The organism is Thermanaeromonas sp. (assembly GCF_021890735.1).
In the GTDB taxonomy this organism is placed as follows: domain Bacteria; phylum Bacillota; class DSM-521; order Neomoorellales; family Neomoorellaceae; genus Thermanaeromonas.
Window position 1 is genome coordinate 1 of record NZ_JAKKUR010000044.1, and the last position, 12,476, is coordinate 12,476.

Below are 12,476 nucleotides of genomic sequence, written 5' to 3' on the forward strand. Positions count from 1 at the left end.
CCGGAATACAAGACCTGTGCTGTACAGGTGAGAAAGGTATCAACTTAAAGGCGGTCAGCTCCCTTGAAGGCACTGACAAGCACATGGAATTTTACAACAATGAGAGGCCCCATGAGAGCCTAAACTATCTCACGCCTAAGGCGTTTTACGAAGAATTGCAGCGAAATAATGCGAGCCGTGGCCAATACACTTTAACTCCCTAATTTTTAAATTGAACAAGCACCGCCAGCGCCCAAGGACCATATTATAAAATCGTGAGTTACCTTACGGGAGGGGAAGATATTTAGATGGTGCCCACCATCCTGGCGCTGGCGGCTTTGTCTATCTTTAAGGGTTTGGCCTTACTTTTATCTTACCTTTCCAACAATGCCTTCCCACAGCCATTATCTGAGGAAGAAGAGCAATATTACTTGGAGAGATTTAAAAGAGGCGACCGGGAAGCCAGAGATATTTTAGTTGAACGTAATTTGCGGCTCGTGGCCCATATTACTAAGAAGTTTGAGGGGACAGGCGAGGACATGGACGATCTTATCTCCATCGGGACCATAGGTTTAATTAAAGCCATCAATACTTTCAATTCCGAAAAGGGCACTAAACTGGCTACTTATGCTGCTCGGTGTATCGAAAATGAAATTCTTATGCACCTACGGGCTTTAAAGAAATGCCGGGGAGAGATTTCCCTGTACGACCCTGTAGGTGTGGATAAAGAGGGCAATGAGATAACACTTATGGACGTTTTAGGTACGGAGCAGGACATAACGGAAGTTGTAGAAAACAAATATGAACGGAAACGGATACTGGAGAAGCTCAAATCCCTCAGTAAAAGGGAAATAAAGGTTCTCCAAATGCGTTACGGCCTCCTGGGGGGATTAAGCAAAACTCAAAGGGAAATCGCCAAGAAAATGGGGATTTCTCGTTCCTATGTGTCACGGATAGAGAAAAAGGCTCTTCAGAAGCTCCTAAAAGAGTTACAGGTAGAAGGTAGTTCTTCCGTATAAAAAATTAGGGCTTGTCAGGCCCTCTTTTTAATGCTATAAACACCACCAGAAGTTGAACTAGAAGTAGTTGATATGGGGGATCTGTTGTGGAATATTTGGTCGTTAAAGAAAACGGGCTTTTTTTCCTAACCGATCCTGCAGGTGAAATACCTGATAAAGGTGGGACTAGTTTGGGGTTATATACTCGGGATACTCGGTTCTTAAACCGGATGGAATGTTATATTAATGGCCAAAAACCTATCCTTCTTAGTTTAAAGCACGAAAATCATGCTATAAATGCTTTATTGACTAATCCGGCCTTGAGTATTACCCAGGGTATATTGCCCGAAGGTTCCCTCCTTATGCGAAGGCGCGTCTTTATTAACAAAGGCGTGCTGTATATTCAGGTAATTTTACGCAATTATTACAGGGACAACCTATCCGTGACTCTTGATCTATGTGTGGACGCCGACTTTATGGACCTCTTTGAGGTTCGGGGCTATGTGCCCAGTAAAAAGGTAAGGAACTTAACAGTAACATCTGGCAGGCAAGAATTGATTTTCCGCTACGAAGGGGCAGACGGGTTATCCAGGCAGACGGAGATAAGCTTTGAACCTGCTCCTGATAGTTTGTCGTCAGAAGGTAAAGCCAGTTACGGTGTTTCCCTACCCCCAGGGGGGATTTTTGCTGTACATCTTTTTGTTACCCCTGTTATTGAAGGAGAAGAGAGGCCCCAGAAGCTGAATTTTTCTCGCGCGTTGCGCGACCTCTATTCCTTTTCAAACCAGAGGGTACAATCCTATACGAAAATTACTACCGACAATCCAGATTTTAATAAATGGATCGAACAGAGTTTTAAGGATTTACACAGCCTGATGACCGATTTTGGGGAAGGCCTGTTTCCGGTGGCAGGAGTTCCGTGGTTTGCAGTTCCTTTCGGCAGGGACAGCTTGATTACGGCTTTGCAGACCTTGCTCCTTAGCCCTGAAATAGCTTTTTCTATTCTTAAAACTTTGGCTAAGTACCAGGGACAAAAAGTCGACCCGTGGCGGGATGAGCAGCCCGGTAAGATTCCCCACGAGATACGCTGGGGTGAACTGGCTAACACGGGCGAGATCCCCCATACTCCATACTACGGAACTATCGATGCCACCCCGCTTTTCTTAATCTTGCTTTCCGAGTACTATAACTGGACGGGAGATATCTCTTTCTTGCGGGAACTCTTACCGGCCGCATCCAGGGCCCTGGAATGGATAGACAAATATGGGGACCGGGACGGTGATGGGTTCGTAGAGTATCTGAGAGAGGCACCTTTAGGGATCAGAAACCAAGGATGGAAGGACTCTGAAGACGCTATTGTTCACCGGACGGGAGAGCTGGCCCAAGCTCCTATAGCTTTAGCAGAAGTGCAAGGGTACGTTTATGATGCGAAGATGCGGTGGTCCTTTATTCTGGAAAAGTTAGGTGAGGTGGGCCGGTCCCGCAAATTGCGGGAGAGTGCAAAGCAGCTTAAGCAAGCTTTTTTTGAAGCCTTTTGGATGAAAGATGCTGAGTTTATAGCTTTGGCTCTAGATAAGGATAAACAGCGGGTGGAGACGGTAACTTCCAACGCAGGTCACTGCTTGTGGTCCGGTTTATTAGACAAGAAGAATGCAGGTCGAGTGGTAAGGAGATTACTTGCACCTGATATGTTCTCGGGCTACGGGATCCGGACCATGAGCAGCAAATCACGTGCTTACAACCCCATAAGCTACCATAACGGCTCGGTATGGCCCCATGATAATTCTCTGATCGTAATGGGACTTACGCGTTACGGCTTCCGTGAGGAAGCTAACCGGGTAATCGACGGACTCTTGCAGGCTGCTAAATGTTTCGGGTACCGGCTTCCCGAGCTTTTCTGCGGGTTTAGCCGGGAACAAGGGGAGCCGGTCCCCTATCCGGTGGCCTGTATCCCCCAATCCTGGGCAGCAGGCACGGTATTTCTTTTAATCCAGGCCCTGCTAGGTCTTTTTCCCAGAGCCTCTCAAGGTCAGGTTTATCTGGATCCAGTACTGCCGGAAAGCCTTTCCTATTTAGAGGTCCGCAATCTGAAGATAGGGGGAGGAACCCTGGACCTTCTGGTTAAGAGGGAGGGACGCGAGTATCGTTTAGAACTGGGCGGTAACACCTCTGGCTTGCAAATAATAAAAGGGAACCTCGTAACTGCTGCCTAAAAGGGGCAGGGATAATTTTGTGGTATAATAGCAACATAAGTATAAGCAAGTTAGGGATGGTAGGATGTTACGCTACCTGCGTCCTGACCTCTACGTTAAATCCTTGCAGGATGTGCCCCTGGAGCACCTGTCCAGGAGGGGTATTAGAGGTTTAATTATTGACCTAGATAACACAGTGACTCAGTGGGGGTGCGCAACCCTAGATACGCGCGTCCAGGAGTGGTTTAGCAACTTGAGGTCTTACGGAATGGGTGCGTGCCTTCTTTCTAATAACCGGCAAAAACGAGTAGAGGCTGTAGCCCGGGAACTAGGCATACCTGCCCTTTTTAGGGCCGGCAAGCCTCGCGGACGGGCTTTCCGCCAAGCCATGGCGCTTTTGGGGACTTCGCCTGCGGAGACCGCCGTTATCGGCGACCAAATTTTTACAGATGTGTTAGGTGGAAATCTGCTGGACCTTTACACGATTTTAGTGGTTCCGCTAGACAAGAAGGAATTCCTACTAACAAGACTTATCCGCCTTGTGGAGCGGATTGTATTGAAGTGCTTAAACCTTCAAGAGCCAAGGTAGGGGGTAGTCATTGTTGTCTGTTTCGTCTCGCACTGCGGTGGTAGGGCTATTGGGTTATCCGGTTGTCCATTCCTTTTCTCCTTACATGCATAACGCTGCCTTTAGGGCGTTGGGGATGGACTGGGTTTATCTGGCCTTCAATGTAGAGCCCAGGTTGCTACCCGCCGCTGTGTCCGGTATAAGGGCGTTAGGTTTTCGGGGAGTGAATGTGACTATACCTCATAAGCAAGCTATTCTACCTTTTTTGGATGAAATAGATCCCCTGGCAAAGCTCATTGGTGCAGTTAACACGGTGGTGGTAAAGGAAGGAAAATTGGTGGGGTATAATACAGACGCAAGTGGATTTTGGCGTTCCCTTAAAGAAGAGGGAGTAGATCCGCGGGGGAAAAGGGCCTTAATCTTGGGAGCAGGCGGGGCCGCCCGGGCGGTAGCTTACGCCTTAGTCAAGCACGGTTGCAACAGGTTGTATATAGCTAACAGGACGTACGACAGGGCCCGTGAACTGGCTGAAACCCTTAAGAAGGCGGGTGAAACAAGCGTAGAGCCTCTTTCGCTAGAGGAAGCTTTTTTGGCTTCCATCCTACCGGAAGCGGATTTGATAATTAACACCACCAGCGTGGGAATGGAGACCGTTGGGGGCGAACTTCCCATAACAGCTGACAAGTTGGAGGCCCGGCACATTATTTACGATTTGGTGTACAACCCTCCTTATACAAAGCTTCTAAAGATGGCCAGCAGCAAGGGATGCCGGGCCATTTCGGGACGGAGCATGCTTTTGTATCAGGGGGCAGAGGCCTTCACCCTATGGACCGGCCGGGAGGCACCTTTAGAGGTTATGAAGCAGGTTGTAGAAGAGTTGTTACCTTCTTAAAAAAGAACGGGTGGTAGTGATGCTGCGTTTTCTAACGGCAGGGGAGTCTCATGGGCCCGGGCTGGTAACCATTGTGGAAGGGATGCCTGCCGGTATTCCTCTGAGCGCCGAATTTATTAATATAAAGTTGCGCAAGAGGCAAGGGGGTTATGGCCGGGGTGAACGCATGTCCATAGAAAAGGATGAAGTAGAGATTTTATCGGGCGTGCGGGGGGGCTTTACTCTGGGTAGCCCTATAGCCCTTAAGATAGCCAACAGGGACTGGCCTAACTGGCAAGAAATAATGTCTCCAGAGCCCGGAGCTAAGGATGAGCGCTGCTTAACGCGGCCGCGGCCGGGCCACGCCGACTTGGCCGGGGGTATTAAATATGCCCAGGGAGATCTGCGTAACATTTTGGAAAGAGCGAGCGCCCGGGAGACGGCGGCCAGGGTGGTGGCAGGGGCTGTAGCGAGCGCTTTTCTGGGATGTTTGGGGGTAGAAACAGCTTTTCATGTAGTACGTATAGGGCGAGCAACAGTCAAAAGGGAGGTTTCCTTTGATGAAGCTTTGAAGGCAACGGCGTCACCGGTTTATTGCGCTGATGAAGAGGCCACCCGGGATATGATGATAGCTATAGATGAAGCGAGGGAGAAAGGAGATACCTTAGGAGGTGTGTTCGAGGTTTTAGTCCGGGGTTTGCCTCCGGGGTTGGGCAGCCATGTGCACTGGGATAGGCGGCTCGATGGCCTGTTGGCCCAGGCGGTCATGAGTATTCCCGGGATTAAAGGAGTAGAGATAGGTGAGGGTTTCACCCTGGCTGGTAAGCTAGGCTCTGAAGCCCATGACGAGATAGGTTATGCTCCTGGGAGGGGTTTCTTTCATTATTCCAACCGTGCCGGGGGCCTAGAAGGTGGCATCACCAATGGCGAGATCCTCGTTATACGAGCGGCTATGAAGCCTATTCCTACATTGCGCAAGCCCCTCCGTAGTGTCGATTGGAAAACCAAAGAAGAAGTTATAGCCGCCGTAGAACGTTCGGACGTCTGTGCGGTACCGGCAGCAGCGGTGGTAGGTGAGGCTATGGTAGCCTGGGTTTTGGCCGGTGCTTTTATAGAAAAATTTGGTGGAGACCACCTGGAAGAGGTAAGGCAGCGGGTAAAAGATTACTGGGACTATGTACGTAGTTTATAACAACCCGTGCGGACAAGGTATTGTAGGTTGGAGAAAGCAGATATATCAAGAAGGTTATGGTTGGAAGAAAACTTGTGCGGTAATTGTTGGTCGGGGAGGAAGCTTTTTTGCCCTGTAATATCGTTTTGGTCGGTTTTATGGCCAGCGGTAAAACGACCGTTGGGCGCCTCTTGGCTACGTATCTAGGTTGGGAATTTGTGGATACCGATATAGAAGTTGAGAAGGTTGCTGGCTCCTCCATACCGGCTATTTTCTCCCAAAAGGGAGAAGCCTACTTTCGTCAGGTGGAAAAAGAGGTTATCACCCGTGTAGTTGCGGGAAGTAGAAAAGTAATCGCTACCGGTGGAGGGGTTGTATCGGATCCGGAGAACAGAGAGAGGCTTTGGGCGGGTAATAAGGTTGTTTGGCTTAAAGTACCTTTAGATATTGTGTGGCAGCGGGCGGCAGGGGACAAGAGCCGCCCCTTGCTCCAAGGACGGACTAGAGAGCAGGTAGAAGCCCTATTAAAGGAGCGGGAACTCTATTATGCCATGGCCCACTTACACGTGGAGGTAGAAGGGAAAGGTCCGAGTCAGATAGCCCGGGAGATAATGGAGGGACTAGGAAAGTGGCCGGAAAACTGCGGGTAGACCTGGGGGAGCGCAGCTATAATATTTATTGCGGGAAAGGTTTACTAGAAGAATTGGGCTTGCTTTTAGAGCCGTTGGATATTGCTAAGCGCTGCCTGGTAGTCACTGATGAGACGGTGGCTCCTTTATATCTTTCCCGAGTTATTCAAAGCCTTGAGGCCGGGGGTTTTACCCCCCTTGTCAAGCAAGTGCCTCCGGGAGAGGAGGCTAAATCCTTAAAGGTAGCCTCTGAAATTTATGATATGGCTCTTGAAGCCGGTTGGGAGAGGCGCTGCCCGGTACTGGCTTTAGGTGGCGGTACAGTTGGCGATCTGGCGGGTTTTGTAGCCGCCACCCTTTTACGCGGGGTACCCTTCATACAGCTTCCCACCACCCTGCTGGCTCAGGTAGATTCTAGCGTAGGTGGCAAAGTAGCTGTTAATCACCCTCGGGGCAAGAACCTGATCGGCGCCTTTTACCAGCCCTGCCTCGTTGTGGCTGATCTTTCTACCCTTAGAACCCTTCCCGCAAGGGAGTTATCTTCGGGTTTAGCTGAGGTTATAAAGTACGGAATGATCTATGATGCCGTGTTTTTCACGTATCTGGAGGAACATGTAGAAAAAGCTTTAGAGCAGAAAGAAGAGGTTTTAGAGAAGATAGTGCTTCGCTCATGTGAAATTAAGGCTCAGATAGTTGCCAAGGATGAACGAGAAAAGGATCTAAGGGCTATCCTCAATTTTGGTCATACAGTGGGCCATGCTTTAGAGGCGGTGACTAAATTTCAGGTGTACCGGCACGGCGAAGCAGTGGCTATCGGGATGATGATGGCCACAAGAATGGCTTTGCAGCGCGGCCTTATCAGCTCCGAAATTCTAAAAAGGCTAGAAAAATTACTCCGGCGGGCTTCTTTACCGGTAGAAATGCCCGAAGTAGATATTGGATCTTTCCTCGAGGCCCTGATACGGGACAAGAAGGTGCGAGATGGTAAAGTAAGAATGGTGCTACCAGTGAAGCTAGGGCGGGTAGAGATAATGGAAGTAGACACCAGAGAGGTAATAGAAGCGTTGCAGCGGAGCTAAGCGGTTCATTGGATTATGTAGCGAAAACGTGACTAGTTATGATCTCTTGCGGGGAGGGCTAAAGTATGGACGGGAAGCCTCGGTTGGGGGATCTGCTGATCAATGCCGGATTGCTCACTCCGGAACAGCTGGAGCAGGCTTTGAAGGAACAAAGGCGCACCGGAGAACGGCTGGGGAAGGTGCTGGCCCGCCTGGGTTTGGTCAGTGAAAAGGATATTCTTGAGGTACTGGAATTCCAGCTGGGCATACCCAAAGTAGTCCTGGCGGATTACAACTTAGATCCCGAAGTAGTGAAGCTCATACCCGAAGGCTTGGCCCGCCGTTATCTCGCCGTACCGGTACGTAAGGACGGTAACAGGCTACTGGTAGCCATGGCCGATCCTTTGAATCTTACCGCCTTGGACGACCTTCGTCTGGCTACAGGTTTAGAAATCATGCCGGCTATAGCCTCTGAAGCCGAAATTGAGGCCGCTTTGTCCCGGCTCTGGCAGCCGGTCTGGGGGAGCGACAATATTACCGGGTTAGAAGAGGTAGCAGCGGCCGCGGCAAGGGCCCGGGAATCCTTTGATCTGGATGAGGTAGCCCGTGCTGGCATGGAAGGCGCTCCTGCTGTCCAGTTGGTCAATAAAATTATCGTTCAGGCGGTACGCTCTAGGGCAAGCGACATTCATATCGAGCCCCAGGAAGGGTACATACGAGTTCGGTTCCGCATCGATGGCCTTTTGCGCGAGGTCTTACGCCTGCCCTTAGGGATTTTAAGCAGCCTCATCTCCCGGATAAAAATTATGGGAGGAATGGATATTGCCGAAAAGCGCCTTCCCCAGGATGGCCGTTTCCAGGTAACCTTAGAAAAGCGCAACATAGACGTGCGGGTATCAAGTATGCCTACTGTTTACGGAGAGAAGGTGGTCTTAAGGATTTTGGATAAGGCTACCATGCTTTTACCTTTGGATGCCCTAGGATTCCTCCCTGACACCAAAGAGCGGTATGAAAGCTTGATACGCAGCGCCTATGGCATGATCCTTATAACTGGTCCCACGGGAAGTGGAAAGACCACCACTCTATATGCCACCCTTAACGCCTTGAGCTCTCCTGAAAAGAATATCGTGACTATTGAGGACCCTGTAGAATACCTTCTTCAAGGTATCAATCAGACAGGGGTTAACCCCAAGGCCGGCCTTGATTTTGCTTCCGGGTTAAGGGCAATCCTCCGCCAAGACCCGGATGTAATTATGGTGGGGGAAATCAGGGATCGGGAGACAGCCGATATTGCCGTAAGGGCAGCTACCACGGGCCATTTGGTTTTCAGCACCTTGCATACTAATGATGCGGCCGGGGCGGTTACAAGGCTTTTGGACATGGGTATCGAGCCCTTCCTGGTAAATTCCTCTTTGATAGGGGTAGTGGCCCAACGCTTAGTGCGCTTAATATGTCCGCGGTGCAAAGAGCCCTATAAGCCAGAACAGGGCGCAAGCCTTTATTCTTTCCTGGGGGAGGAAGGGGAAGGGCGCGTTTTTTACCGCGGTCGCGGGTGCCGGGACTGTAACTACACGGGCTATCAGGGTAGAACGGCCATCCAGGAGGTTTTGGTGGTGAACGAAGAGATACGGAGCCTAGTGTCAGCCAAGGCACCGGCTACAGAGATTAAAAAGGCGGCCGTTGCCGGAGGTATGATAACCTTAAGGGAAGACGGCCTCCTTAAGGCAAGCCAAGGGTTGACCACGGTAGAAGAGGTTATACGGGTAACTCTAGGTGAATTTTGAATATCATAGAGCGTCAGCATACTTTCAGCAACCAAACTTAAGCCAGGGTGATCCCATTGTTTAAGTTAGAAGAAATCCTAAAGGAAGCCGTTCAAAAAGGAGCTTCCGATGTGCACCTTACCGTTGGCCTGCCTCCGGTGTTCCGGCGGATAGGAAGGCTAGAACCCCAGAAACAGTGGCCCGTTCTTACAGGTGCCGTTTCAGAGGCCCTAGCCAAACAAATCCTCGGCCCTAGATGGGAGGAATTCGAAAACCGTAAGGAATTGGATTTGGCGTACTCCCTTCCCGGTATAGGCCGCTTCCGGGTTAACGTATTCTACCAGCGGGGAAGCGTGGGGGCAGCCATACGCCTGGTAAATACTGTTGTTCCTACGTTGGAAGAGCTGGGCCTACCTCCGGTTGTAGGGGAGTTGGCCGACCACGCCCATGGCCTTGTTCTGGTCACCGGGCCCACTGGGAGTGGGAAGAGTACGACACTGGCCGCCATGATCGACCGTATTAATGAGCGCCGTAGCTGTCATATCATTACTTTAGAGGATCCGATAGAATATTTGCACCAACATAAAAAGAGCATAGTGAACCAGCGGGAGATAGGAAGCGACTCTCCGTCTTTTGCCAGCGCTTTAAGGGCTGCCCTGCGCCAGGACCCGGATGTTATCTTAGTAGGTGAGATGCGGGACCTGGAGACCATGGCTACGGCCATAACTGCGGCAGAGACTGGACATCTGGTGCTTACTACCTTACATACCAGCAGCGCGGTCCAGAGTATTGACCGTATCATAGATGTTTTTCCTCCCCACCAGCAGCCCCAGATCAGAATCCAGCTTGCCGAAACCCTGGTAGGGGTTATCACCCAACAGCTCTTACCCCGGGCTGATGGACAAGGCCGGGTAGTGGCAGCGGAAATACTCGTCGCCACCCCGGCGGTACGGAATCTTATCCGGGAGGGTAAAACCCATCAAATTATTTCTGTTATGCAGACTGGTGGCCGTTTTGGAATGCAGACCATGGAAATGGCTTTAAGGAACTTGGCCGCCAGGGGAATAATTCGACCTGAACATGTCAAGCAGCAGGATTTTGGCTGATTTTGGCGAATTAGAAGAACATCCCTGATAAGGGCAAACCCGGTGAAAGCCGGGGGCGCAAAGCTACGGGCCTAAGGGCGAGTAAAAGCCTAAGGTAGCCGGGCTGCCGGGGAAAAGGATTTTCCTGGAGTACCGGCACTTTTTTGTTGCTGCTATGCGGTATAGATATAGAGCAAGGGACGCCAACGGGAACCTGGTAAGAGGGGTCCTTGAAGCGGAAAACGAACAGCTGGTCGCACGAAAGTTAAGGGAGAACGGTTACTTTATAACCGAGCTACGGCCGTTAAAGTCTGAGCCGGACCGTAGCCTAGGGCTGAGGTACTTTGCACCTTCGTTTGTAAAGCGTGTAAGCCGAAAGGACCTGGCCTTGTTTTGCCGCCAGTTGGGTACCATGCTCGGGGCAGGGTTACCCATAGTTAATGCTCTGAGAACTTTAAGCAGGCAGGCCGACAACCGGGTCTTAAAAGAGAGCATAGATAAGGTTCTGGATGACCTGCAACAAGGAGAGATGTTTCATAGAGCTTTGGGCAAGATGCCCAAAGTATTCCCGGCCATAATGGTTTATTCTGTAGAGGCGGGGGAGCTGAGCGGAGCGCTAGATGAAACTCTATTGCGGCTTGCGGAGCATTTTGAAAGAGAACACGAAATAACAGAAAAGATAAAATCGGCCATGGCCTATCCCTTCATTGTCTTCGTGGTCTCCCTGGCTTCGATAGGCTTTATGCTCACCTTCGTTTTACCTATGTTTAGCCAGATCATCGGCAATCTTGGTGTACCTTTGCCCTGGCCTACGAGAGTGGTGCTAGGGGTAAGCGAATTTTTGAGGCGCCGTTGGTTTGGGGTTTTGGCGGCGGGGTTAATTTCAGGCTACCTGATATGGAAATGGTCTCAGAGGGAAGAAGTGCGCTACAGTCTGGACAGGATTGCATTGCGCCTTCCTGTTATAGGGCGTCTTACCCACCATGCTACGCTTTCGCAGTTTAGCCGCACTCTGGGAACCCTGCTCAGCAGCGGCGTTCCTATCTTAGAGGCATTGGAGGTGGTGGAGCGGACGGTAGGAAACCGGGTAGTAGCCGAAGCTTTGGCCCTAGCCAAGGAGCAGGTAAGGGACGGAAAAAGTATAGCCTCACCCCTTTTGGAAAGCGGTATCTTCCCGCCCATGGTGGTGGAGATGGTAACTGTTGGCGAAGAGACGGGTACCTTGGATACTTTACTAGGAAGGATTGCCAACTTCTACGACCGCGAAGTAGGCGAGATGGCCAGCAGGCTATCCTCCCTTATCGAGCCCTTCCTGATTATCGGGCTGGGCGCCGTCGTTGGATTGATTGTGATTTCTATTTTGCTTCCTGTATTTCAGATGGTGGGTAGTGTGAGGTGAGAAAGTTAAGGCGAGGAGGTGAAAAAGGAACCGCTTAGAGCATCCAGTTTGGGTGGGAATGGGCCAGTTGAAGTTAGCTTTAGAGTCATTTTAGGTGTATACAGGAGGTGTGGGTTATGAAACAGTACAGGAGCATGTTATTGAGGAATAACAAAGGCTTTACCCTGATTGAATTAATGGTTGTGGTGGTAATTATAGGCATACTTGTTGCCGTGGCGTTACCAAGGTTCTTGGATGCGGCTGAAAAGGCAAGAGTAAGCCGTGCTAAGGCCGACCTGGAAGCCATGAAGACGGTATTGATCATATGGGCATCTGAGGAAGGAAAAGGGAAGTTTCCCAGCGATGATAACGAGCTGACAGGTGCTTTGAGTTCAGGAGGTCTTGAGTGGCCGGTAATGGATCCGTGGGGAAATGAGTACCAGTATGAAGTTACAGACGACGAAAAGGGGTTTACGCTTTGGAGTTGGGGCCCAGATGAAGAGAATGATGACGGTAAGGATGATGATATTGTCGTAACGGATAAGACGCCACCTGTGTGGAAAAAGACTGAGAGCAACGAGCAACCGTAAATCAGTTAGAACATAAGGCAGACTGTTAATTTGTGATAGGTGCAACAGGGCCATGCTTTTCCTCATACTGTTTCTCTTCGGCCTCATCATCGGCAGCTTCCTCAACGTTGTGATATACCGCTTACCTAGAGGAGAAACAGTTGTTTTCGGGCGGTCGTACTGTCCTAAGTGTAAGACGGTGCTGGCGTGGTACG

At 50.4% G+C, this 12,476-nt stretch carries 13 protein-coding genes and 1 riboswitch; all 13 genes read left to right on the forward strand.

Annotated features, from left to right (window positions below; translation table 11 throughout):
- Positions 1 to 203: integrase core domain-containing protein (locus L5656_RS07710; RefSeq protein ID WP_297201415.1), on the forward strand; the 203-nt coding region annotated here is incomplete at its 5' end.
- 84 nt (positions 204 to 287) lie between these two features.
- A complete protein-coding gene (sigK, locus tag L5656_RS07715) occupies positions 288 to 998 on the forward strand; it encodes an RNA polymerase sporulation sigma factor SigK (protein WP_297201416.1) in 711 nt (236 codons plus the stop codon).
- A gap of 86 nt (positions 999 to 1,084) precedes the next feature.
- The gene (locus tag L5656_RS07720; RefSeq protein WP_297201417.1) at positions 1,085 to 3,190 is read left to right on the forward strand and encodes an amylo-alpha-1,6-glucosidase; all 2,106 of its coding nucleotides are present in this window, start codon (positions 1,085 to 1,087) and stop codon (positions 3,188 to 3,190) included.
- Between the two features lie 64 nt (positions 3,191 to 3,254).
- Positions 3,255 to 3,758 (forward strand): YqeG family HAD IIIA-type phosphatase, encoded by a 504-nt coding sequence (locus L5656_RS07725; RefSeq protein ID WP_297201419.1) that lies wholly within the window; start codon positions 3,255 to 3,257, stop codon positions 3,756 to 3,758.
- Between the two features lie 13 nt (positions 3,759 to 3,771).
- Positions 3,772 to 4,629 carry a shikimate dehydrogenase gene (locus L5656_RS07730; protein ID WP_297201421.1) on the forward strand — a complete coding sequence of 286 codons (858 nt, stop codon included), beginning with the start codon at positions 3,772 to 3,774 and terminating at the stop codon, positions 4,627 to 4,629.
- 19 nt (positions 4,630 to 4,648) lie between these two features.
- The gene (aroC, locus tag L5656_RS07735; protein ID WP_297201424.1) at positions 4,649 to 5,800 is read left to right on the forward strand and encodes a chorismate synthase; all 1,152 of its coding nucleotides are present in this window, start codon (positions 4,649 to 4,651) and stop codon (positions 5,798 to 5,800) included.
- 107 nt (positions 5,801 to 5,907) lie between these two features.
- Positions 5,908 to 6,429: a shikimate kinase gene (locus L5656_RS07740; RefSeq protein WP_297201426.1), complete on the forward strand. Its 522-nt coding sequence runs from the start codon at positions 5,908 to 5,910 to the stop codon at positions 6,427 to 6,429.
- The gene (aroB, locus tag L5656_RS07745; protein ID WP_297201427.1) at positions 6,408 to 7,487 is read left to right on the forward strand and encodes a 3-dehydroquinate synthase; all 1,080 of its coding nucleotides are present in this window, start codon (positions 6,408 to 6,410) and stop codon (positions 7,485 to 7,487) included. Before L5656_RS07740 ends, aroB begins: the two co-directional genes overlap by 22 nt.
- A gap of 65 nt (positions 7,488 to 7,552) precedes the next feature.
- Positions 7,553 to 9,250, forward strand: coding sequence for a GspE/PulE family protein (locus L5656_RS07750; RefSeq protein WP_297201430.1), 1,698 nt, complete (start codon positions 7,553 to 7,555; stop codon positions 9,248 to 9,250).
- Positions 9,251 to 9,306: 56 nt separating this feature from the next.
- Positions 9,307 to 10,335 (forward strand): type IV pilus twitching motility protein PilT, encoded by a 1,029-nt coding sequence (locus L5656_RS07755; protein WP_297201431.1) that lies wholly within the window; start codon positions 9,307 to 9,309, stop codon positions 10,333 to 10,335.
- A 22-nt stretch (positions 10,336 to 10,357) separates the two neighbouring features.
- A riboswitch (cyclic di-GMP riboswitch) is annotated at positions 10,358 to 10,446 on the forward strand.
- Positions 10,447 to 10,489: 43 nt separating this feature from the next.
- On the forward strand, positions 10,490 to 11,713 hold the full coding sequence (locus L5656_RS07760; protein WP_297201433.1) for a type II secretion system F family protein: 1,224 nt from the start codon (positions 10,490 to 10,492) through the stop codon (positions 11,711 to 11,713).
- A gap of 116 nt (positions 11,714 to 11,829) precedes the next feature.
- Positions 11,830 to 12,282: a prepilin-type N-terminal cleavage/methylation domain-containing protein gene (locus tag L5656_RS07765; RefSeq protein ID WP_297201435.1), complete on the forward strand. Its 453-nt coding sequence runs from the start codon at positions 11,830 to 11,832 to the stop codon at positions 12,280 to 12,282.
- 52 nt (positions 12,283 to 12,334) lie between these two features.
- The coding region (locus tag L5656_RS07770) for a prepilin peptidase (RefSeq protein ID WP_297201437.1) at positions 12,335 to 12,476 on the forward strand (142 nt) is incomplete at its 3' end.

Excerpts from the sequence above, each read along its gene's own strand:
- sigK (WP_297201416.1), top strand. The coding sequence starts at position 288 with ATGGTGCCCACCATCCTGGCGCTGGCGGCTTTGTCTATCTTTAAGGGT.
- L5656_RS07725 (WP_297201419.1), top strand. The coding sequence starts at position 3,255 with ATGTTACGCTACCTGCGTCCTGACCTCTACGTTAAATCCTTGCAGGAT.
- aroC (WP_297201424.1), top strand. The coding sequence starts at position 4,649 with ATGCTGCGTTTTCTAACGGCAGGGGAGTCTCATGGGCCCGGGCTGGTA.
- L5656_RS07750 (WP_297201430.1), top strand. The coding sequence starts at position 7,553 with ATGGACGGGAAGCCTCGGTTGGGGGATCTGCTGATCAATGCCGGATTG.
- L5656_RS07760 (WP_297201433.1), top strand. The coding sequence starts at position 10,490 with ATGCGGTATAGATATAGAGCAAGGGACGCCAACGGGAACCTGGTAAGA.
- L5656_RS07765 (WP_297201435.1), top strand. The coding sequence starts at position 11,830 with ATGAAACAGTACAGGAGCATGTTATTGAGGAATAACAAAGGCTTTACC.